We start from the raw sequence: 22,133 nt of genomic DNA, 5'->3' as shown, positions 1-22,133 counted from the left end.
GGGTGAGTGTGCGGGTCCCGACCGGCGGGCTCAGACGCGGCCTTGCTGTCCGGTGGAGCACTCACGTTCCGGGAAGAACCTAGCGGACCGCTCTGCACAGCTCAACCACGGGGCCCCGTACGTGCCGGTGTTCACAGTGCGCGCCGCGGTCCGCGGCGGGCGCGTCGTTCCTGGGAGCGAGCCGTGGACCGAGTGGGGTAACGAACGGGTAACGTCTGGGGCGGGTGTGTCCCCGTGACGCCCGGGCCGGGCCGCGCCCGCCCCCGCGGCGGGCGCCCGGCCCCGTCAGCCGTGCGTCTCCAGGCGGCGCAGGAAGATCGTCGAGGGCACCGCGCGGGCCCCGGCGCGGCGCACCGCCGTCACGATCTCGCGGTCGGAGGTGACCACCGCGATCGGCCGCCCCGGGGGTTCGGCGCTCACCAGCCGCACGATCAGCTCGTCCGCGGTCTCCCCGGGAGCGCTGAACAGCAGCCGCACGCGGCGCGCCGCCGCCATCACCGGCGGGGTGTCCACGTCCGCGCCGTCGAACACGCACGTGATCTCGGCCTTGGTCCGGCTGGCCAGCCCCTCCAGGGAGTTCATCAGCCGGGTGCGCTGGTCGGCCAGGGGGAGGGTCCCGTAGCCGGTCTTGGTGACGTTGTAGCCGTCCACCAGCAGGTGCACCCGGGGCGCGGTGAGCAGGTGCTCCAGCAGACCGGGGTCGTCGTCGGGCAGCCCGCCCAGGGACACCCGCCGCTGCTGCTCGGTCTCGGCCACCAGGTCGGCGGGGCTGTCCAGGACGGTGGGCAGCGCCAATTCGCGGCGCAGGCCGTGGGAGGCCTCCACCAGCACGTCCAGCAGCACGCGCAGCCGCGCCTCGTCGGCGTTGCGTCCGGCGCGCACCGCTCGCCGTGCGTTGTCCAGCTGGGCCTCGGCCGTGGCCAGCCTCGATCTCAGCCGCCGGTTCTGCGACTCCAGCGCGCTGACCCGCGCGGCGGACTCCGACTCGCGTCCGGCCGTCTCGGTCAGCGCCCGCGAGGCCCGCTCGGTGGCCTCCTTGGCCCGCTGCCGCTCGGTGTGCACCTTGCGGCGCAGCTCGGCGATCTCGGTGCGCTGGGCCTTGATCTGGGACCGCAGCCGCTCCAGCTCCTCCTGGTGGTCGTGCCGGGTCTCGTCCAGTTGGCGGCGGGCGGCGTCCAGGGCCTCCGCGGCCTGGTCCGCCTCCTTGGCGCTGGTCTGGCGCTCCAGCTCCCGGTGGACGTCCTCGACGATGCCGGGCCACCCCGGGGGCCGCAGCAGGTAGGCGCAGGCGGCCACGGCCACGGGGTCGGCCGCGGGGGGCACCACGCCCGAGCGCAGGCCCTCGGCCAGCTCGGGCCACACCTGGTCGACGCGGGCCGCGACCATGCCGCGGAAGGTTTCGTCGTTCTCCAGCTGGGCGGCGATCTGCGGTCCGGCGAGCCGGGCCCTGCGGCGCGGCTCGAACCTGGCGACCCTGCGCAGCAGCGGGGGCAGGTCGCTCGCGCGCATGCCGCCGAGCACGTCCGAGCCGTACTCGACGACCCGGGCGCGCACCTGCTCGGGCAGCGGCCGGGCCAGCCGTTCGCCGCCGTCACCGCCGTCACCGCCGTTGCCGTCACCGCCGCCGTCATCGCCGTCATCGCCGACGCCCTGGCCGCCGTCCTCCGCCGGGTGGACGCCGCCGTCCAGCGGATCGCCGCCGTCGGAGCCGTCGCCCGCGCCGGGGCGGGCGCTCATGCCCGACCCGTCGGGCTCTCCGCCGAGGAACCGGGGACCGACCGGTCGGCGTCGGGGCGGGCGATGATCTCGACGCTGTCGGTGGCGCCGCACCAGCGGCACCGCACCCGCTCGATGGTCTCGGAGAGCACGGTGCGCTCCTCGACCGCGCCCTCACCGGCCAGGTCCAGGTGGACGTAGTCCTGGGAGCGCACGGTCCGGGTCACGTCGAACCGCGTGAGATTGCCGCATCCGGTGCACCGCCACCGCTCACTGTCACCCGGCATCGCGATCCCCACGGTTCCTCCCTCGTCTGGTGCTCTGGAGGGGCGGCGGCCCCGCCGCCGCCCCGATGACCCACATCTTTGCATGTCGGGCAGGTCAGACCGTATTCCGCCAGGTTGTCCGCACGGCCGACTACCCTGGCCGGGTGGTACGACAAGCGGCGCCCGCCGGCGTCCAGACCAGCATCAGCGACCTCGGTACGCCGTTGGCCGCGGCGTCCTTCGTGGTGCTGGACCTGGAGACCACCGGCACCAGCGCGAGCGGCTCCCGGATCACGGAGGTCGGCGCGGTCAGGGTGCGCGGAGGCGAGGTCGTCGGCGAGTTCGCCACCCTGGTCAATCCCGGTACCCCCATACCGGCCAACATCACCCTCCTGACGGGGATCTCCCAGTCGATGGTGGCCTCGGCCCCGCCGATGGAGGAGGTCCTGCCCCGTCTGCTGGCCTTCCTGGACGCCGAACCCGACACCGTGCTGGTGGCCCACAACGCGCCCTTCGACACCGGCTTCCTCAAGGCCGCGTGCGAGCGCCACGGCACGGACTGGCCCGGCTACCCGGTCGTGGACACGCTGCGCCTGGCCCGCGCCGTGCTCGCGCGCGGCGAGACGCGCAACCACCGGCTGGCCACGCTGGCGGCCTACTTCGGGGTCCCGGTCGCGCCCAACCACCGCGCCCTGGAGGACGCCCGCGCCACCGTCGGCGTCCTGCACGGGCTCGTGGAGCGCCTGCGCCCCATGGGCGTGTCCAGCGTGGAGGAGCTGCGCGCGGTCACCAAGCCGCCCACCAAGGCCCAGCGCAGCAGGCGTCACCTGGCCGAGGACCTGCCGGAGGAGCCGGGCGTGTACGTGTTCACCGACGCCCGCGGGGAGAGCCTCTACGTCGGCAAGAGCAAGAACCTGCGCCGCCGGGTGCGCACCTACTTCACCGCGGCCGAGAGCCGCCAGCGCATCCGTGAGATGGCGGGCCTGGTGGCGGGCGTGACCCCCATCGTGTGCTCCAGCGAGCTGGAGGCCTCCGTCCGCGAGCTGCGCATCATCGCCGAACGCAAACCGCCCTACAATCGGCGTTCGCGCAACCCCGAGCGCGCCTCGTGGGTCCGGCTCACCGCCGACGCCTTCCCGCGCCTGTCGGTGGTGCGCACGGTCAGCGGCGACGGGGCGGCCCACATCGGGCCCTACGCCTCGCCCCGCGAGGCCGAGCGGGCCCGGGAGGCCCTGCTCCACGTCTTCCCGCTGCGCCAGTGCGCGCACACCTTCCGGCCCCCGGAGGAGGTCACGGGCGGAAGCGGCGGTGGAACCCGCGTCGCCCCGGAGGTGGTCACCTCGGGCGCCCGGTGGACGGGCCCGTGCGTGGTGGCCCAGCTGGGCCGCTGCGGCGCGCCCTGCGACGGCAGCGAGAGCCAGGCCGAGTACGCGGTGCACGCCGAGGCAGCACGCGTCGCGATGACCGGGGACCCCGCCGCCGTGGTGGACGCGCACACCGCGCGCATCGGCGAACTCGCCGCCGATCTGCGCTACGAGGAGGCCGCGCACCTGCGCGACCGGCTCACCGCGTTCCTGCGCGGCGCCAGGCGGGCCCAGCGCCTGTCGGCCATCGCCGAGGTCGCGCACCTGGTCGCCTCCCGCCGCACCGCCGCGGGCTGGGAGACCTGCGTGGTCCGCCACGGCCGCCTGGCCGCCAGCGCCGTGCTGCGCCCGGGCACCGATCCCGCCGCGTTCCTGGCCTCCCTCGTGGCCACCGCCGAGTACGTGCCCGCCGGGCACGGGCCCAGCCCCGGCGCGCTCCCGGGGGAGACCGAGCTGGTCCTGGACTGGCTCGCCGACCCCGCCACGCGGCTGGTCGAGATCGACGGGGAGTGGACATGCCCGTTGCGCAGCGCCGAGGCGCACACCGGGATGACACACTGGGCCCATGGCCGCGCTTCCGCTCAATGACGACTACCCCGTCCGCCGCGTCCCCGTCGTCTCGTACACGCTGGTCGCGGTCAACGTCCTCGTCTACCTGGTGTCGCCGCAGGCGCTGACCGCGGTGTGGTACCCGGCGGACATGTTCGAGCGCTTCTGCGCGATCCAGGACTACTTCATGTACTGGGGGGCGGTGCCCGCCGAGATCACGGGCCGGACCGACCTGGTCCCGCACGCGGTCCCCGAGTGCGGGCAGCTGGACGGCAAGCCGGTGTGGTTCTCGGTGTTCAGCTCGATGTTCCTGCACAGCGGGCCCGGGCACCTGATCGGCAACCTGGTGTACCTGTTCGTGTTCGGCCCCGTGGTGGAGGACCGGATCGGCAAGCTGCGCTTCACGGGGCTGTACCTGGCCACCGGGGTCGCCGCCGCCTACGGCTTCGCGCTGACCGACGTCGACGCCGCCATGCCGATGGTGGGCGCGTCCGGGGCCATCTCGGGCGTGCTGGGCGCCTACCTGGTCGTGCAGTTCCGCAGCCGGGTGACCACGCTGGTGTTCGGGGTGATCCCGATGCGCCTGCCCGGGTGGGCCGTGGTGGGCAGCTACTTCGCTCTTCAGTATCTTCTCTACGTCACCACACCGAGCGCCCCCGGCGCCGGAGGCGGCGTCGCCTACGCGGCGCACGTGTACGGGTTCGTCGCGGGGGTGGTCGTGGGACTGGTGGTCTACCGGCTGCGATGGCGCTCCGGGACGCGGCTGTCCGACGTCTACTAGGCATACGCCCTGGTGCGCCCCGGCGCGGTCGTCGCGCCCGTCCCGACATTTTCCGAGGAACCGCCCTGGAGGCACAGTGATCACCGCGATCGTCATGATCAAGGCCGACGTCCACCGCATCCCCGAGGTCGCCGGGGCGATCGCGGAGATCGAGGGGGTGAGCGAGGTCTACTCGGTCACCGGCGGAGTCGACCTCATCGCCATGGTGCGGGTGCGCAAGCACGAGGACCTGGCCGAGGTGATCCCCGGCCGGGTGAACAAGGTGCCCGGCGTGCTCTCCTCCGACACCCACATCTCCTTCCAGGCCTACTCCAGGCACGACCTGGAGTCGGCCTTCGCCCTGGGCTGGTAGCCGGTCGTGGCCGGTGCCTGGAGCGCGAGGGAGGCGGGGGTGCTCGCCCTGCCCTCGGGCAGGCTGGTGCGCGGCCGGGGCCTGAGGCGCCCGCTGCCGTCCGGACCCCCGCCCGACCTCGGGCTGTACCTGCTGGGCCGCGAACCGGCGCCCGTGCCCTGGGAGGGGCGCTGGCTGCGGTGGCGGGACTTCGGTCTGCCCTCCGACCCCGCGGCCGTGGGCGCGGCGCTGCGCGAGGCGTGGGAGCGCGCAGGGGCCGAACGCGTCGAGGTCGCCTGCGGCGGCGGCCAGGGGCGCACCGGCACGGCGCTGGCGTGCCTGGCGGTGCTGGACGGGGTCCCCGCGCGCGAGGCGGTCGCCTACGTCCGCGCGCACTACCTGCCGCGTGCGGTGGAGACCCCCTGGCAGCGCCGCTTCGTGGCCCGCTTCGAGGCCTGAGTCCCGCCGCGGGCGGACCACCGGCCCCGGCGGGCGGGCCGAACACCGGGGGCGCGGCACCGGGTCGCCCCGCCGCCGCGCCCCCGGCGCGTGTTCACAGGGCCTTGGCGTACTGCTGGCTGGCCTCCACCCAGCGCTCCAGCGCGCGCTCGGCGGCGCCGCTGTCCACCGCCGCTGCGGCCCGCTCGTACCCGTCGCGCACCGACTCCAGCAGGGGGCCCCGGATGCCGTCCACGGCGGCCAGCGCGGCGCCCGCGTTGAGCAGCACGGCGTCGCGCACCGGGCCGGTGCGGCCCGCCAGGAGGTCGCGCACGGCCTGGGCGTTGAACCCGACGTCGCCGCCGCGCAGGTCCTCCGGACGCGAGCGGGCGATGCCCAGGTCGGCGGGGTCGAGCGTCTCGCGCCGGGCCTCGCCGTCGCCCACCACCCACACCGTGGAGGTGGTCGTGGTGGTCAGCTCGTCCAGCCCGTCGTCGCCCCGGAACACCAGGGCCGAGGAGCCGCGGCGGGCGAACACCCCGGCGATCACCTCGCACATGCGCTCGTCGAACACCCCGATGGCCGAGGTGGTGGGCTGGGCAGGGTTGGTCAGCGGGCCCAGGAAGTTGAACACCGTGGGCACCGCCAGCTCGCGGCGGGGCTTGGCGGTGAAACGGAACGAGGGGTGGAAGACCGGGGCGAAGCAGAAGGCGATGCCCGCCTCCTCGGCCACCCGCACGGTCAGCTCCGGCGGCAGGTCCAGGACCACGCCCAGGCGCTCCAGGACGTCGGCGGTGCCGCAGGAGGAGGACGCCGCCCGGTTGCCGTGCTTGACCACGCGGGCGCCCGCGGCCGAGGCCACGATCGCCGCCATCGTGGACACGTTCACGGTGTGCGCGCGGTCGCCGCCGGTGCCGACGATGTCCAGGGTCGGTCCGGGGACGTGGATGCGCACGGCGTTGTCGAGCATGCCCCGGGCCAGGCCGGTCACCTCCGACACGCTCTCGCCCTTGGCGCGCAGCGCGATGGCGAACCCGGCGATCTGGGCGTCGGTCGCGGCCTCGGACATGATCTCGTTCATCGCCCACGCGGTGTCGTCGGCGCTCAGGGTCCGCCCGCCCAGCAGGGCGGTGATGAGGTTGGACCAGGTCCGCTCGGTCACGGCGGACCGTTCGTCGGAGTTCGCGGCTCCGGAGTCGGCGGCGGAGTTGGCGGCGGGGACGTTCATCTGGGTTGCTCCACGGTGAAGGAACGGGCACGGAAGGGGCCGGGGCGCGGCGCGCGGGCCGCCCCTCAGGCGCTGGGGGGAAGGGGCGTGGCGTGAGCGCGCCATCGCCCGATGTCGGCGCCGTGGTGCAGGGCCGCGCCCACCGCGCGGCGGCGGCGCGGCTCCGCGTCGCCGCGGTGGCCCGTTCCGAGACCGTCTCGCACGCGTGTCACCCGTTCAGGGCCGCCGCGACCCGCTGGCGCATGAGCTCGGCCAGGGCCTCGGCGAGCGCGACGGGGTCGATCGGGTGGCTGACGACCTGCTCGGCCTGGGACCAGGTGGCCAGCCAGCCGTCGTCGCGCCGTCCCACCAGCAGCAGGACCGGCGGGCAGCGGTAGATCTCGTCCTTGACCTGGCGGCACAGGCCCATCCCGCCGACGGGGGAGGCCTCGCCGTCGAAGATCGCCACGTCCACGCGCGCGGCGGGGTCGGTGTCCTCCAGCCTGCGCAGGACCATGGGCGCGGTCGCGCACTCGACGAACTCCACGAGGGGAACGTCGGCCGAGGGGCGCCGGCCGACCGCCAGCCGCACCTGCTCGCGGGTGTCGGCGTTGTCGCTGTAGACCAGCACGCGCATCCTGGCACCCGTGTCCGTACCGCTGACCACCATCGCGCAACCGTCCCATCGCTTCTGTCCGCGGCCGTCGCCGCGGGGGTGCGGCCGAGGCGCTCGTTGGCTGTATGCCCTCTGACTGTATTGCCTCACGGCTCCGCTGCACAGGAGAGGGGCCGGGGGCGTGCCAGGTACTGAGACCTGGGCCACCACATTCAGAGCACGGGTTAACCCGACCCCCAAGCCCTGTTATCAAAAGGTGATTTTCTTGATGTCTAGCCGTAGCCTGTCGTAGGCCGGGGGGTCACCTGGAAGGCGCTGGATCGCCGCAGCCGCAGGGGATCCCGAATTTCGGTCACTCTGGGTATGTTACTGGTGTGACTGGAGGGGCAAAGCCGATACAGTAACGCCCGAGTCACGATCAACCGGTGTCAGCAGGCCGTGCGGGGTCCCAGAGCGCCCCGTACCGGGTCTGACCCGCCCTGTTACGGAGAGTCGGGTACGGCCCTCTCTGAGATGCCGTAATAATGCTGGCGTGGCGACAGCAACCGCGAACCCAAAATCAGCACCGACACCAGCACATGGTGCGGCAAAGCGTCCTGACCTGGTGAGCGTTGGCACCATCGTTTGGTTGGCCAACGAGCTCATGTTCTTCGCTGCGCTGTTCGCGATGTACTTCACGATCCGATCGGTGACCAACGGAAACCCCGACCTGGGGCAGTGGCCCGACACCCACCTGAACGTGCCGTGGGCGTCGGCGATCACCGTGGTCCTGGTGGCTTCGAGCTTCACCGCGCAGGCCGGCGTTTGGGCCGCCGAGCGCGGTGATGTCAAGAAGCTGCGTATGTGGTTCTTCATCACGTTCTTCATGGGCCTGTTCTTCGTCCTTGGGCAGGCCTACGAGTACTACGAGCTCATCTTCCACGGGGGCCTGACTCTTCAGTCGAGCGCTTACGGGTCGATGTTCTACCTGACCACGGGCTTCCACGGACTCCACGTCATCGGTGGGCTGATCGCGTTCCTCATCATGTTGGGACGTACGTACGCCGCGAAGCGCTTCACCCACCAGCAGGCGACCAGCGCGATCGTCGTGTCCTACTACTGGCACTTCGTCGATGTGGTCTGGATCGCTTTGTTCTTCACCATCTACTTCATCCAGTAACCCGAAACGGGGAAACCGTGAAATGGATTACCGCGCGGCGGCGGCATCCCCTGGCGGGGTATGTCGTCGTCATCCTCGCGCTAGCCCTGTTCGGGGTGGGGTACGCCGCTTTGGCGCCCACCGCGGACCAGGCCCAGGCGCAGACTCTGGCCGCTGATGGTCCTCCCTCGGCGGACGAGGTCGATGTGGCCAACGGCGAGGACATCTTCAACCAGACGTGCGCGACCTGTCACAACTACGACGGCAGTGGTAGTTACGGCGAGGACGGGGAGTACACCCGGGGTCCGGACATCCGTGATTCGGGTGCCGCGGCCATCGACTTCCAGGTCAGCACGGGGCGTATGCCGTCGATGAACCCCGACGCGCAGATGCCGCGCAAGCCGATGGCGATGTCGGAGGAGGATCTGCAGGATCTGATCGCGTACTACGACGCGCAGATCAGGACCGGTGGTCCCGATATTCCCTATGACGTTCCGGGTGAGGCGCCCGAGCGTGGGGAGTTCGAGGACGAGGCTTCCTACGAGGCCGCGCTCGAGGAGTTCGAGGCCGAGTACGAGTCGTATGTTCAGGGCGCCGACGACACCGACATGGGTATGCGTCTGTATCTGACCAACTGTGCGCACTGCCATGGTTGGTCTGGTGGTGGCGGTGCGTTGACTGATGGTCGTTGGGCTCCGGAGATTCATGACGCGTCCGCGCGTCAGATCTATGAGGCGATGGTCAGTGGTCCGGGTGCGATGCCGATGTTCAGTGACACGGTGGTCGAGCCGGAGGAGAAGCAGGAGTTGATCTCCTATATCAAGACTCTCCAGGCCGAACCCAACGCCGGTGGCATTTTCGATCTGGACCGTGTCGGCCAGGTCGCCGAGGGTCTGATCGGGTGGGTCGTCGGCCTGTCCCTGATCATCGCCTGCGCGATCTGGATCACCGCGAAGCAGCGAGCTCATGACTGAGAACAACAGCAACGACAGCAGCGGGGGAGAGGCCACGCCCGAACGCGTGGTCGGCACCCCCAAGGCCGGAGACCCCGTGGTCTCCGGCGCTTCCACGACTTCGGAGGGGGTCCACGAAGGACCGTACAAGGCCTCCGAGACGCACGCGCGGCCGGAGGAGACGCAGCGCCGGGGTGAGAAGCTCGCCTCGGTGTGGTTCGTGATCGCCTTCCTGGGCGGGATCGGCTTCCTGGTCGCCTACTTCCTCTTCGGTCCGAGCCGGATCGCCGACCCGCAGATCGCCCAGTACTCGAACATGCTGCTGGGCGGCACGCTGACGCTGGCGATGTTCGGCATCGGTGCGGGTATGACGGTGTGGGCGCGTCAGGTGATGCCGCACTACGAGGTGGCCTCTCCCTACGACGAGCTGCCCTCGGACGAGAAGGAGAAGGGCTCGTTCAGCGCCTTCTTCATGCAGGGTGCCGACGAGAGCGGTTTCACCAAGCGTCCGCTGATGCGCCGCACGCTCATCCTGGCGATGCTGCCGCTGGGGCTGGCGCCGATCGTGCTGCTGCGCGACACCGGCCCGCTGCCCGGCGACAAGCTCAAGACCACGCCGTGGCGCAACGGCCGCCGGATGTACGTCGAGGGCACCCACCGCGCCATCCGCGCGGAGGACTTCGAGAACGACCCCAACGGGATGATCTCCGCCCTGCCCGCGATCGACGACGACCACTACCCGCACGGCATCAGCCTCAACGACCAGGCCAAGTCCGTCATCCTCCTGATCAAGGTCCCCGAGGAGGACTGGCAGGAGCGGATGACGGAGGAGGTCGAGGGCGCCGACGGCCAGACGCGTCTGAACTGGACGCACAACGGCATCGTCGCCTACTCCAAGATCTGCACCCACGTGGGCTGCCCCGCGGCCCTGTACGAACGCACGACGCACCGCATCCTGTGCCCGTGCCACCAGTCGACGTTCGACGCCTCCAACGCCGCCGAGGTCGTGTTCGGTCCGGCGCACCGGCCGCTGCCGCAGCTGCCGATCGGCGTCGACGACGAGGGCTACCTCATCGCGACCGGCGACTTCGTCGCGCCGCCCGGTCCGACGTTCTGGGATTACGCGAAGGACTAGCCGATGAGTAAGACCACGCAAGCACCCAAGGCGCTTCGCGGCGTCGGCAACTTCATCGACGACCGCTTCCACCTGGCCAAGACCGGCGAGAAGAACCTGCGCAAGGTCTTCCCGAACCACTGGTCGTTCATGCTGGGCGAGATCGCGCTGTACTCGTTCATCATCCTGCTGCTCACAGGTGTCTTCCTCACGCTCTGGTTCAAGCCGAGCATGGTGGAGGTCATCTACGACGGCTCCTACGAACGCCTCCAGGGCGTTCCCATGTCGGAGGCCTACGCCTCCACGCTCCACATCACCTTCGAGGTGCGCGGCGGGCTCCTGGTCCGCCAGATCCACCACTGGGCCGCGCTGATCTTCGTGGCCTCGCTCGTCGTGCACATGCTCCGGGTGTTCTTCACCGGCGCGTTCCGCAAGCCGCGCGAGATCAACTGGCTGATCGGCGTCGCGATCTTCGTCCTGGCGATGCTGGAGGGCCTCTTCGGCTACTCGCTGCCCGACGACCTGCCCTCGGGCATGGGCGTGCGCATCCTCCAGGGCGTGATGATGGCGCTGCCGCTCATCGGCCCGTACGTGTCGATGTTCCTCTTCGGCGGGGAGTTCCCCGGCGAGGACATCATCACGCGGCTGTACATGCTGCACGTGCTGGCGATCCCGGCCCTGCTGCTGGGTCTGATCGTCGCGCACTTCATGATCCTGTGGCACCAGAAGCACACCCAGTACCCCGGTACCGGGCGCACGGACAAGACCGTGGTCGGAACACCCATGTTCCCGGCCTTCGCGGTCAAGGCGGGCGGGTTCTTCTTCTTCACGTTCGCCGTGATCGCCATGCTGAGCGCGTTCGTGCAGATCAACCCGATCCACCTGTTCGGGCCCTTCACCCCGACGTCCATCACCTCCGGGCTCCAGCCGGACTGGTACATGGGCTTCATGGAGGGGTCGCTGCGCATCTTCCCGAACTGGTTCGACATCGCGCCCTTCGGGTACGCCATCCCGACCGGTGTGCTGGTGCCCGGCCTGGTCATCCCGGGTCTGATCTTCGGAGGCCTGGGCGCGTGGCCGTTCATCGAGCAGTGGATCACCGGCGACAAGCGCGCGCACAACGTCGCCGACCGTCCGCGCAACGCGCCGGTGCGCACGGCCGTGGGCGTCACGGGCATCACCTTCTACGGTCTGCTCTGGTTGGCCGGGTCCAACGACATCATCTCGGAGACCTTCTCGATCAGCCTGTACATGACCACGTACATCTTCCGCGTGCTGGTCATCGTGGGTCCGATCGCGGCCTTCTTCATCACCAAGCGCATCTGCCTGGGGCTGCAGCGCCGTGACCGGGAGACCCTGGAGCACGGCTACGAGAGCGGCACCATCCAGCAGCTGCCCAGCGGTGAGTTCGTGGAGGTGCACAAGCACAGCTCCCCGGAGACGGTGCACGTCCTGGAGAGCAAGCCGGTCATCACCTCGACGGCCCTGAAGGACGACGCCGACGTGGACGGCAAGGGCGTGGAGAACCCCGAGGCCCGCAAGGGCAGCGGCAGGCTCCGCAAGGCCCTGGCGCGTTGGTACACCAAGGACGACGTGTCCCTGGAGGGGGTGGAGGCGCACAACGGCCACCACTCCTCCGCGGAGGCGGAGAAGGAGGCGGCCCACCACTAGGGCTCCCTCCCCCCACCTCCTCGACGGACCCGGTCGCGGCGCGACCGGGTCCGTCGTGTTGTCGGCCGACGCGGGTGGAACCCCGGATCCGCCGGCCGGACGAGCGCTCCACGGGGTCCGTGTGACGTGGAACCCTTCCACCCTCGCGCCTGGGGTTCGCCGAGCCCGCGCCCCGGCGCCGAAGGGACACCCGGTAAAGCATGATGACCAGCCACGACGCTCTTTTCCCGCACATGCCTCACGCCTTTGGTCCGCACAATTATGTGATTTTTGGGGCGCCCGTGACACGTGTTTAGTAGGCGCACTGTTCGTGCCTAGAAGGTGTCGAATTTCCGTTTCTCTCTCCGGCTCGCGGAGCCGGGAAGCCCGTGTGCGTAGGCGGTCCCGCTCCCCCGAGGCGTCGCGGAGGGGCGATAACAGGGGGGCGGATTCGGGCCTTGCCGAGTTGCCGTAATAATGCTGGCGTGGCGACAGCAACCGCGAACCCAAAATCAGCACCGACACCAGCACATGGTGCGGCAAAGCGTCCTGACCTGGTGAGCGTTGGCACCATCGTTTGGTTGGCCAACGAGCTCATGTTCTTCGCTGCGCTGTTCGCGATGTACTTCACGATCCGATCGGTGACCAACGGAAACCCCGACCTGGGGCAGTGGCCCGACACCCACCTGAACGTGCCGTGGGCGTCGGCGATCACCGTGGTCCTGGTGGCTTCGAGCTTCACCGCGCAGGCCGGCGTTTGGGCCGCCGAGCGCGGTGATGTCAAGAAGCTGCGTATGTGGTTCTTCATCACGTTCTTCATGGGCCTGTTCTTCGTCCTTGGGCAGGCCTACGAGTACTACGAGCTCATCTTCCACGGGGGCCTGACTCTTCAGTCGAGCGCTTACGGGTCGATGTTCTACCTGACCACGGGCTTCCACGGACTCCACGTCATCGGTGGGCTGATCGCGTTCCTCATCATGTTGGGACGTACGTACGCCGCGAAGCGCTTCACCCACCAGCAGGCGACCAGCGCGATCGTCGTGTCCTACTACTGGCACTTCGTCGATGTGGTCTGGATCGCTTTGTTCTTCACCATCTACTTCATCCAGTAACCCGAAACGGGGAAACCGTGAAATGGATTACCGCGCGGCGGCGGCATCCCCTGGCGGGGTATGTCGTCGTCATCCTCGCGCTAGCCCTGTTCGGGGTGGGGTACGCCGCTTTGGCGCCCACCGCGGACCAGGCCCAGGCGCAGACTCTGGCCGCTGATGGTCCTCCCTCGGCGGACGAGGTCGATGTGGCCAACGGCGAGGACATCTTCAACCAGACGTGCGCGACCTGTCACAACTACGACGGCAGTGGTAGTTACGGCGAGGACGGGGAGTACACCCGGGGTCCGGACATCCGTGATTCGGGTGCCGCGGCCATCGACTTCCAGGTCAGCACGGGGCGTATGCCGTCGATGAACCCCGACGCGCAGATGCCGCGCAAGCCGATGGCGATGTCGGAGGAGGATCTGCAGGATCTGATCGCGTACTACGACGCGCAGATCAGGACCGGTGGTCCCGATATTCCCTATGACGTTCCGGGTGAGGCGCCCGAGCGTGGGGAGTTCGAGGACGAGGCTTCCTACGAGGCCGCGCTCGAGGAGTTCGAGGCCGAGTACGAGTCGTATGTTCAGGGCGCCGACGACACCGACATGGGTATGCGTCTGTATCTGACCAACTGTGCGCACTGCCATGGTTGGTCTGGTGGTGGCGGTGCGTTGACTGATGGTCGTTGGGCTCCGGAGATTCATGACGCGTCCGCGCGTCAGATCTATGAGGCGATGGTCAGTGGTCCGGGTGCGATGCCGATGTTCAGTGACACGGTGGTCGAGCCGGAGGAGAAGCAGGAGTTGATCTCCTATATCAAGACTCTCCAGGCCGAACCCAACGCCGGTGGCGTCTTCCACCTCAATCGCATCGGGCAGGTGGCCGAAGGCCTCATCAGCTGGGTCGTCGGACTCGCTTTGATCATTGCCTGCGCGATCTGGATCACCGCGAAGCAGCGAGCTCATGACTGAGAACAACAGCAACGACAGCAGCGGGGGAGAGGCCACGCCCGAACGCGTGGTCGGCACCCCCCAGACGAACGGGACACACTCCGAGCGCGTGAGCACGACCCCCACGGCCGGCGGGACCGAGCCCGAGCGCGTCGTCGGCACCCCCAAGACCGCGAACCCGCTGGTCTCCGATGCCCCCGAGGCCCCGGCGGACGAGCACACGGGTCCGTACAAGGCCTCCGAGACGCACACGCGCTCGGAGGAGACGCAGCGCCGGGGCGAGAAGGTGGCCTCGGTGTGGTTCGTGATCGCCTTCCTGGGCGGGATCGGCTTCCTGGTCGCCTACTTCCTGTTCCGTTCCAGTGAGATCGCGGATCCGCAGGTCGCCCAGTACTCGAACATGCTGCTGGGCGGCACGCTGACGCTGGCGATGTTCGGCATCGGTGCGGGTATGACGGTGTGGGCGCGTCAGGTGATGCCGCACTACGAGGTGGCCTCTCCCTATGACGAGCTGCCCTCGGACGAGAAGGAGAAGGGCTCGTTCAGCGCCTTCTTCATGCAGGGTGCCGACGAGAGCGGTTTCACCAAGCGTCCGCTGATGCGCCGCACGCTCATCCTGGCGATGCTGCCGCTGGGGCTGGCGCCGATCGTGCTGCTGCGCGACACCGGCCCGGTTCCGGGTGATCTGATGAAGAAGACGATGTGGGAACACGGTCGCCGCATCGTCGTGGAGGGGACCGGCCGTCCCCTCCGCCCCGAGGACTTCGAGAACGACCCCAACGCGATGGTCTCGGCCCTGCCCGCCGCCGATGACGACCACCACCACCTCTCACTGACCGACCAGGCCAAGACCGTCATCATCCTGATCAAGATCCCCGAGGAGGACTGGCAGGAGCGGATGACGGAGGAGATCGAGGGAACCGACGGCCAGACGCGTCTGAACTGGACGCACAACGGCATCGTCGCCTACTCCAAGATCTGCACCCACGTGGGCTGCCCCGCGGCCCTGTACGAACGCACGACACACCGCATCCTGTGCCCGTGCCACCAGTCGACGTTCGACGCCTCCAACGCCGCCGAGGTCGTGTTCGGTCCGGCGCACCGGCCGCTGCCGCAGCTGCCGATCGGCGTCGACGACGAGGGCTACCTCATCGCGACCGGCGACTTCGACGAACCCACGGGCCCCACGTTCTGGGAATACGCGAAGGACTAGCCGATGAGTAAGACCACGCAAGCACCCAAGGCGCTTCGCGGCGTCGGCAACTTCATCGACGACCGCTTCCACCTGGCCAAGACCGGCGAGAAGAACCTGCGCAAGGTCTTCCCGAACCACTGGTCGTTCATGCTGGGCGAGATCGCGCTGTACTCGTTCATCATCCTGCTGCTCACGGGCGTCTTCCTCACGCTCTGGTTCAAGCCGAGCATGACGGAGATCGTCTACGACGGCTCCTACGAACGCCTCCAGGGCGTCATGATGTCGGAGGCCTACGCCTCCACGCTCCACATCACCTTCGAGGTGCGCGGCGGGCTCCTGGTCCGCCAGATCCACCACTGGGCCGCGCTGATCTTCGTCGCGGCGTTGACCGCGCACATGCTCCGGGTGTTCTTCACCGGCGCGTTCCGCAAGCCGCGCGAGATCAACTGGCTGATCGGCGTCGCGATCTTCGCCATCGCCGTCATCGAGGGCCTGTTCGGCTACTCGCTGCCCGACGACCTGCCCTCGGGCATGGGCGTGCGGGTCCTCCAGGGCGTCGTCCTGGCGATCCCCCTGGTGGGTTCCTACCTGTCGATGTTCCTCTTCGGCGGGGAGTTCCCCGGCGAGGACATCATCTCCAGGCTGTACATGCTGCACGTGCTGGCGCTGCCAGCGCTGCTGCTGGGGCTGATCGTGGCGCACTTCATGATCCTGTGGCACCAGAAGCACACCCAGTACCCCGGTACCGGGCGCACGGACAAGACCGTGATCGGAACACCCATGTTCCCGGCCTTCGCGGTCAAGGCGGGCGGGTTCTTCTTCTTCACGTTCGCCGTGATCACGCTCCTGGGCGCGTTCGTGCAGATCAACCCGATCCACCTGTTCGGGCCCTTCAGTCCGACGTCCATCACCTCCGGGCTCCAGCCGGACTGGTACCTGGGCTTCATGGAGGGCGCGCTGCGCATCTTCCCGAACTGGTTCGACTTCTCCATCGGGGGCTACCCGTTCATCATCGGCGTGCTCGTCCCCGGTCTGGGGATCATGGGCCTGCTCTTCGGCGCCCTGGGCGCGTGGCCGTTCATCGAGCAGTGGATCACCGGCGACAAGCGCGCGCACAACGTCGCCGACCGTCCGCGCAACGCGCCGGTGCGCACCGGTGTGGGTGTGGCCGGGATCATCTTCTACGGTGTGCTGTGGATGTCCGGGTCCAACGACATCATCTCGGAGACCTTCTCGATCAGCCTGTACATGACCACGTACATCTTCCGTGTGCTGGTCATCGTCGGCCCGGTGGTGGGGTTCTTCGTCGCCAAGAGGATCTGTCTGGGGCTGCAGCGCCGTGACCGGGAGACCCTGGAGCACGGCTACGAGAGCGGCACCATCCAGCAGCTGCCCAGCGGTGAGTTCGTGGAGGTGCACAAGCACAGCTCCCCGGAGACGGTGCACGTCCTGGAGAGCAAGCCGGTCATCACCTCGACGGCCCTGGCCGACGGCGCCGACGTGAACGACAAGGGGGTGGAGAACCCCGAGGCCCGCAAGGGCAGCGGCAGGCTCCGCAAGGCCCTGGCGCGTTGGTACACCAAGGACGACGTGTCCCTGGAGGGGGCGGCCGCGCACAACGGCCACCACCCGCACCGCTCCTCCGCGGAGGCGGAGAAGGAGGCGGCCCACCACTAGCGCGCCCGCGCGTGGGTGACGGACCCGGTCGCGGTGCGGCCGGGTCCGTCGTGTTCCCGGAGCACGGGCCCGCACACGGCGGGAGCCGGCCGCCCCCGTGCGAGGGCGGCCGGCTCCCGTGTGCCTGGTGTGAGCGGCGGAGGGCTCAGCCGGCGTAGATGTCGTCGATCTCCTTGCTCCACTGCTTGCTGACCACGTGGCGCTTGACCTTCAGGGAGGCGGTCATCTGGCCGCTCTCCTCGGTGAAGTCGCTGGGCAGGATCTTGAACTTCTTGATCCCCTCGGCCTTGGACACCGCGTTGTTGGCGTTGTCCACGGCCTCCTGGATGGCGGCGTTCAGGTCCGCGTCCCCGGTCAGGTCGGCGATCTCGCCGCTCTTGCCGTTGGCCTCGCGCCACTGGGCGAACGACTCGGGGTCGATCGTGATCAGCGCGGCGATGAACTTGCGGTTGTCGCCGACCACCATGCACTGGCTGACCAGGGCGTGGGCGCGGATGCGGTCCTCCAGGACGGCCGGGGCGACGTTCTTGCCGCCCGCGGTCACGATGATCTCCTTCTTGCGTCCGGTGACGCTCAGGAAGCCGTCGTCGTCCAGCGCGCCGAGGTCGCCGGTGCGGTAGAAGCCGTCCTCGGTGAAGGCCTCCTTGGTGGCCTTCTCGTTCTTCCAGTAGCCGACCATGATGTGGTCGCCCTTGAGCAGGATCTCGCCGTCCTCGGCGATCCTGATGGTGGTGCCGGGCAGCGGCTGGCCCACGGTGCCGATCTTGTTGAACTCGGGGCTGTTCACCGAGGTGGGGGCGGTGGTCTCGGTGAGGCCGTAGCCCTCGATGATGGTGAAGCCGATGCCGCGGAAGAAGTGGCCCAGACGCGCGCCCAGCGCGGATCCGCCGGAGACGGCGTACTCGGCGTTGCCGCCCAGGGCGGCCAGGAGCTTGCCGTAGACCAGCTTGCTGAACAGCGTGTGCTTGAGCTTGAGGCTCAGGGGGATCCGGCCGGTGGCCAGGGCCTTGCTGTAGGCGACGGCGGTGTCGGCGGCGGCGTTGAAGATCTTGCCCTTGCCCTCGGCCGCGGCCTTCTGCTCGGCCTTGGTGTAGACCTTCTCGAACACGCGGGGGACCGCGAGCAGGAAGGTGGGCCTGAACGCCGAGAACTGCTCGATCAGCTCGGGGCCGGTGGAGGGGAAGTGGCCGAGGGTGGCTCTGGCCTCGATCACCATGACCTGGACGAAGCGGGCGAAGACGTGGGCCAGCGGCAGGAACAGCAGCGTGGAGGGGTTCTCCTTGCTGCGCAGGACCTGGCGGGCCGGGCCCTCCAGCGCGTTGCGGGAGATGAAGAGGAAGTTGCGGTGGGTGAGTTCGCAGCCCTTGGGGCGGCCGGTGGTGCCCGAGGTGTAGATGAGGGTGGCGAGGTCGTCGGCCTTGACCGCGGTGCGGCGCTTCTCCAGCGCCTCGTCGCTCACCGCCGAGCCCGCGGAGCGCAGCTCGGCGTACCCGGGGTCGTCGAACCGCCAGACGGGGCCGAGCTCGGGGGTCCGGGCGCGGACCGAATCGACGCGCTCGGCGTGGGCGTCGTTCTCCACGAACGCGGCCTTGGCACCGGAGTCGGTGAGGATCCACTCGATCTGCTCGGCGGAGGAGGTCTCGTAGATCGGGACGGTCACGCCGCCGACGGACCAGATGGCGTAGTCGACGACCGTCCACTCGTAGCGGGTGCGCGACATCAGGGCGACGCGGTCGCCGTGCTCGATGCCCGCGTCGATCAGGGCCTTGGCGTACGCGGCGATGTCGGCGTGCAGCTCCGCCACGGTGACGTCGTGCCACTGGCCGGACTCCTGGCGACGGGCGGTGACGGCGTTGGGCTCGCTGGCCGCGCGCGCGTAGAGCGTGTCGGTCAGTCGCGCGTCGTCGGAGATCTCAGCCTTCGCGGGAGAGCTGTATTCGCGCACGTGGTGCTCCTGGACGTGTACGGGTTCGGGTAGTACGGGACGTGATGACCGTAACAACACCACCCTACTCATGAGTAGAACACGTTGTCGTTCGGTATCCAACGGTGACCCTGGGTCGTGTCCGGCGCGGCGGACGCGGTGGTGCGCGGGCGGAGGAAAGAACGGATTCCTCCCTCGTACGCACGCGAGACTATACGCCCGACGTAGTGTTTGCGCACGTCGTGAGAACTATGTGCTGTATGTGAATTTTGTGTCCTTTGTAGGTTTTCACGGTCATTGCGGTTTCCCTCGGCCTCACTCCCCGTAGCCGAGCCCGCGCCCCTGATTCGCCCCTGAACCTGCCCTGAGAAACCTCCCCGGCGCCCGGAGGGCCGGTTACCGTGAAGCAGAACGCGGCGCGAAGGAGGAAGCTGACATGACGGAGAACACCGGTCGCAACGGCGGTCCGGGTGCGGGCAGGGGCGAGGACCCCGACCTCATCGACGACGCGCTGAAGCTGGTGACCACCCTTCAGCGCAGGCTGCTGACGGCCGGGGTCAAGCGCGGGGTGGGCGCCGTGACCTCACCGCCCCCGAGCAGGGGCGACGTGTGGGAGGAGGCCATCCGCCTGGAGACGGGCGACCGGCGCCCCCCGCTGGAGGAACTGCTCGACATCGTGCGCACGTCCGGCCCCGAGGTCGTCGGACACCTCGGCCGCGCCGGACTGGCCGCGGTCGGAGCCCTGGGCCGCACCTGGGGCGTGGTCGAGCGCTCCCTGGAACAGACCCGTGCCGACGACGCCGCGGGGCGCCGTCCGCAGGACCGGACGCAGGGTGGCGAAGGGGCGACGGAAGGCGAGGAACGCCAGGTCACGGCGGGGTGAACGGGAGGAGATCACGGTTCGACTCCGGGGGTGTCGGGGGTCGCCTCGCGCCTGGTTTAATCAGATGGCATACATCATCTGAAAACACTTTGCCATGAACCTTGAGACTTATGTCAGAGTTCGGGCGTAAGTACGAAGGAGCTGCCCCCATGCTGACCATCGGCGTAGACATCGGCGGGACCAAGGTCGCCGCCGGGGTCGTCGACCCCGAAGGGCAGATCCTCGACAAGGTCAAGTACCCCACCCCCTCCAACGACCCGCAGGCCCTGGCCGACGTCGTGGCCAGGGCCGTCGGGGAGCTGCGCGGCCGACAGGACGCCGACTCCGTCCGGGCCGTCGGGGTGGGGGTGGCGGGGTTCGTGGACGAGGACCGCGCCACCGTCCAGGTCGCCGTCAACCTCGGCCTGCGCGACGAGCCCCTCCGGGACCACGTCCAGGAGCGCGTCGGGCTGCCCGTGGTCATCGAGAACGACGCCAACGCCGCCGCCTGGGCCGAGGCCAGGTTCGGCGCCGGGCGCGGCAGCGACCACATCGTGTGCATCACCCTGGGCACCGGCATCGGCGGTGGCCTGGTCATCGGCGGCGCCCTGCACCGCGGCCGCTACGGCGTGGCCGCCGAGGTCGGGCACTACCGGATGGTCCCGCACGGGCGCCGCTGCGCCTGCGGCAACCACGGCTGCTGGGAGCAGTACGCCAGCGGCCGCGCCCTGGTCGCCGAGGCCCAGGACCTGGCGCTGACCGACCCCGTGGCCGCCGAGCGCATGCTCAAGCTCGCCGACGGCGTCATCGACCAGGTCGAGGGCCACGTCATCACCCAGGCGGCGCTGGAGGGGGACAGGGCCGCCCTGGAGTGCTTCGCCAAGGTCGGGGAGTGGGCCGGACACGGCCTGGCCGACCTCGCCGCCATCCTCGACCCCGAGTGCTTCGTCCTGGGCGGCGGTGTCTCCGACGCCGGGTCCATCCTGCTGGACCCGGTCCGCGCCGCCTTCGCGCGCAACGTCCCGGGCCGCCCCGGGCGCCGCATGGCCGAGGTGCGCCTGGCCGAACTCGGCGGAGAGGCGGGCATCGTCGGCGCCGGCGACCTCGCCCGGCACTGACCCGGACCCCGAGGAGCGGACGGCCCCCGCGACCCCCACGGCGGGGGTCGCGGGGGCCGTCCGCGTGTCGGGCCGCCGCGCGGGCTACTCCTGGGCGGAGGTCGGATCCGCGGCGTCCGCGTCCCCGCCCTCGCGCCTGTCCCTGCGCGCCGCCCGCTTCTCCTCGCGGCGGGTCCGCCGCTCCCCCTTGCGCCGCTCGCGCTCGGTCCTCCTGCGGTCCTTGTCGCTGGCGTGCTGCTCGCGCTTGGCCTCCTTGGCCTCCGCCTCCAGCTCGGCCTTGACCGACTGCGCGTAGCGGTCCACGTACTCCTGGCCGGACAGCTCCATCAGCGCGTACATGATCTCGTCGGTAACGGCCCGCAGCACGCGCGGGTCCTTCTCCATGCCGTGGTAGCGGGAGAAGTCCAGCGGCTTGCCGAACTTGACCTTGGGGCGCACGCCCAGCTTGGGCACCGTGCGGCCGGGGGGCATGATCTTCTCCAGATTGATCATCGCCATCGGCACCACCGGGGCCTTGGCCTCCAGCGCCAGCCGCGCCACACCCGTCCGGCCGCGGTAGAGCTTGCCGTCGGGGGAGCGGGTGCCCTCGGGGTAGATGCCCAGGAGGTCGCCGCGCTTGAGCACCCTCAGGCCCGTGCGCAGCGCCGCCTCGCTGGCCTTGCCGCCCGAGCGGTCGATGGGGATCTGACCCACGCCGGTGAAGAACGCCCGGCTCAGCAGCCCCTTGACGCCCGTGCCGGTGAAGTACTCGGCCTTGGCCAGGAAGGTGATCTTGCGCGGCAGCGGCAGCGGACCGAAGAAGTGGTCGGAGAAGGACAGGTGGTTGCTGACCATGATCGCCGGCCCGCGGCGCGGCACGTTCTCCACACCCTCGGCGCGCGGCTGCCACAGTACGGCCAGGACCGGCCCCAGGATCGCCTTGACCACCCAGTAGAACATCGCTCAGATCACCCCTGCACACGCGGGGAGCACTGGGCAGGGTCTGCCACGATTCACCGTCCCGCTCTGCCGACATTGTCAGGAGGGCTCGCGCCCGGAGAGTGGGGGAGGAGCCGCCGCCTGACGTGCGCCATCCTCCCACCGTGTGAGCGCGAGTGCCAAAGCGCCCCCGAACGGGCCGTCGGCCCGACGCAGAAGAGGATACTCAGTCGGCCCGCGTGGCGGGTGCCTGCCTCCGGTCGCCGGGGAGG

20 protein-coding genes are annotated in these 22,133 nt (G+C 69.7%); 14 read left to right on the top strand and 6 right to left on the bottom strand.

The window, feature by feature from the left end; all coding sequences use genetic code 11:
• Positions 1-285: 285 nt before the first annotated feature.
• Together EV372_RS01865 and EV372_RS01860 are read right to left on the bottom strand one after the other, a co-directional pair.
• Complete coding sequence (locus EV372_RS01865) at positions 286-1,737, bottom strand: NYN domain-containing protein (RefSeq protein ID WP_130394590.1); 1,452 nt, start codon at positions 1,735-1,737, stop codon at positions 286-288.
• On the bottom strand, positions 1,734-2,015 hold the full coding sequence (locus tag EV372_RS01860) for a hypothetical protein (RefSeq protein ID WP_130394589.1): 282 nt from the start codon (positions 2,013-2,015) through the stop codon (positions 1,734-1,736). The genes EV372_RS01865 and EV372_RS01860 overlap by 4 nt, the downstream gene beginning before the upstream one ends.
• Positions 2,016-2,146: 131 nt before the next feature.
• Here EV372_RS01860 and EV372_RS01855 point away from each other — a divergent pair, with 131 nt between their 5' ends.
• From EV372_RS01855 to EV372_RS01840, 4 genes are all read left to right on the top strand, one after another.
• Positions 2,147-3,934 carry a DEDD exonuclease domain-containing protein gene (locus EV372_RS01855; RefSeq protein WP_130394588.1) on the top strand — a complete coding sequence of 596 codons (1,788 nt, stop codon included), beginning with the start codon at positions 2,147-2,149 and terminating at the stop codon, positions 3,932-3,934.
• On the top strand, positions 3,912-4,676 hold the full coding sequence (locus EV372_RS01850; protein WP_013154156.1) for a rhomboid family intramembrane serine protease: 765 nt from the start codon (positions 3,912-3,914) through the stop codon (positions 4,674-4,676). Before EV372_RS01855 ends, EV372_RS01850 begins: the two co-directional genes overlap by 23 nt.
• A gap of 76 nt (positions 4,677-4,752) precedes the next feature.
• On the top strand, positions 4,753-5,028 hold the full coding sequence (locus tag EV372_RS01845; RefSeq protein WP_130394587.1) for an Lrp/AsnC family transcriptional regulator: 276 nt from the start codon (positions 4,753-4,755) through the stop codon (positions 5,026-5,028).
• 6 nt (positions 5,029-5,034) lie between these two features.
• A complete protein-coding gene (locus EV372_RS01840) occupies positions 5,035-5,466 on the top strand; it encodes a protein-tyrosine phosphatase family protein (RefSeq protein ID WP_130394586.1) in 432 nt (143 codons plus the stop codon).
• Between the two features lie 94 nt (positions 5,467-5,560).
• On the opposite strand, the gene trpD is transcribed toward EV372_RS01840, so the two are convergent.
• On the bottom strand, positions 5,561-6,673 hold the full coding sequence (gene trpD, locus EV372_RS01835) for an anthranilate phosphoribosyltransferase (protein WP_130394585.1): 1,113 nt from the start codon (positions 6,671-6,673) through the stop codon (positions 5,561-5,563).
• Positions 6,674-6,881: 208 nt separating this feature from the next.
• Positions 6,882-7,322, bottom strand: coding sequence for a response regulator transcription factor (locus EV372_RS01830; RefSeq protein WP_130394584.1), 441 nt, complete (start codon positions 7,320-7,322; stop codon positions 6,882-6,884).
• Positions 7,323-7,800: 478 nt separating this feature from the next.
• Here EV372_RS01830 and ctaE (EV372_RS01825) point away from each other — a divergent pair, with 478 nt between their 5' ends.
• The 8 genes from ctaE (EV372_RS01825) (at position 7,801) to qcrB (EV372_RS01790) (ending at position 17,039) form a co-directional block, all read left to right on the top strand.
• Positions 7,801-8,427, top strand: a complete 627-nt coding sequence (gene ctaE / locus EV372_RS01825; protein WP_013154151.1) for an aa3-type cytochrome oxidase subunit III — start codon at positions 7,801-7,803, stop codon at positions 8,425-8,427.
• A 17-nt stretch (positions 8,428-8,444) separates the two neighbouring features.
• On the top strand, positions 8,445-9,380 hold the full coding sequence (qcrC, locus tag EV372_RS01820) for a cytochrome bc1 complex diheme cytochrome c subunit (RefSeq protein ID WP_130394583.1): 936 nt from the start codon (positions 8,445-8,447) through the stop codon (positions 9,378-9,380).
• On the top strand, positions 9,373-10,494 hold the full coding sequence (gene qcrA, locus EV372_RS01815; RefSeq protein WP_130394582.1) for a cytochrome bc1 complex Rieske iron-sulfur subunit: 1,122 nt from the start codon (positions 9,373-9,375) through the stop codon (positions 10,492-10,494). Before qcrC (EV372_RS01820) ends, qcrA (EV372_RS01815) begins: the two co-directional genes overlap by 8 nt.
• A gap of 3 nt (positions 10,495-10,497) precedes the next feature.
• Entirely contained in the window at positions 10,498-12,144 is a 1,647-nt protein-coding gene (gene qcrB / locus EV372_RS01810) for a cytochrome bc1 complex cytochrome b subunit (RefSeq protein WP_130394581.1), read from the top strand.
• Positions 12,145-12,512: 368 nt separating this feature from the next.
• On the top strand, positions 12,513-13,235 hold the full coding sequence (gene ctaE, locus EV372_RS01805) for an aa3-type cytochrome oxidase subunit III (RefSeq protein ID WP_486484084.1): 723 nt from the start codon (positions 12,513-12,515) through the stop codon (positions 13,233-13,235).
• A 17-nt stretch (positions 13,236-13,252) separates the two neighbouring features.
• Positions 13,253-14,188, top strand: coding sequence for a cytochrome bc1 complex diheme cytochrome c subunit (gene qcrC / locus EV372_RS01800; protein ID WP_130394580.1), 936 nt, complete (start codon positions 13,253-13,255; stop codon positions 14,186-14,188).
• Positions 14,181-15,380, top strand: coding sequence for a Rieske (2Fe-2S) protein (gene qcrA / locus EV372_RS01795; RefSeq protein ID WP_486484083.1), 1,200 nt, complete (start codon positions 14,181-14,183; stop codon positions 15,378-15,380). Before qcrC (EV372_RS01800) ends, qcrA (EV372_RS01795) begins: the two co-directional genes overlap by 8 nt.
• 3 nt (positions 15,381-15,383) lie before the next feature.
• On the top strand, positions 15,384-17,039 hold the full coding sequence (gene qcrB / locus EV372_RS01790) for a cytochrome bc1 complex cytochrome b subunit (RefSeq protein WP_130394579.1): 1,656 nt from the start codon (positions 15,384-15,386) through the stop codon (positions 17,037-17,039).
• Positions 17,040-17,184: 145 nt separating this feature from the next.
• Here the strand turns inward: qcrB (EV372_RS01790) and EV372_RS01785 are convergent, their stop codons facing one another.
• A complete protein-coding gene (locus EV372_RS01785) occupies positions 17,185-18,984 on the bottom strand; it encodes an AMP-dependent synthetase/ligase (protein WP_130394578.1) in 1,800 nt (599 codons plus the stop codon).
• 415 nt (positions 18,985-19,399) lie between these two features.
• Between EV372_RS01785 and EV372_RS01780 the strand changes: the two genes are divergently transcribed.
• Both EV372_RS01780 and EV372_RS01775 read left to right on the top strand, forming a co-directional pair.
• The gene (locus EV372_RS01780; protein WP_130394577.1) at positions 19,400-19,846 is read left to right on the top strand and encodes a hypothetical protein; all 447 of its coding nucleotides are present in this window, start codon (positions 19,400-19,402) and stop codon (positions 19,844-19,846) included.
• A gap of 149 nt (positions 19,847-19,995) precedes the next feature.
• Positions 19,996-20,943 carry an ROK family glucokinase gene (locus EV372_RS01775; RefSeq protein ID WP_013154145.1) on the top strand — a complete coding sequence of 316 codons (948 nt, stop codon included), beginning with the start codon at positions 19,996-19,998 and terminating at the stop codon, positions 20,941-20,943.
• An 84-nt stretch (positions 20,944-21,027) separates the two neighbouring features.
• On the opposite strand, the gene EV372_RS01770 is transcribed toward EV372_RS01775, so the two are convergent.
• Positions 21,028-21,882, bottom strand: coding sequence for a lysophospholipid acyltransferase family protein (locus tag EV372_RS01770; protein WP_130394576.1), 855 nt, complete (start codon positions 21,880-21,882; stop codon positions 21,028-21,030).
• Positions 21,883-22,133: the final 251 nt, after the last annotated feature.

It is taken from the genome of Nocardiopsis sp. CNZ308, from assembly GCF_004217075.1.
The sequence above is the reverse complement of the archived record's forward strand: the minus strand, read 5'-3'. Positions and strand labels throughout refer to the sequence as shown.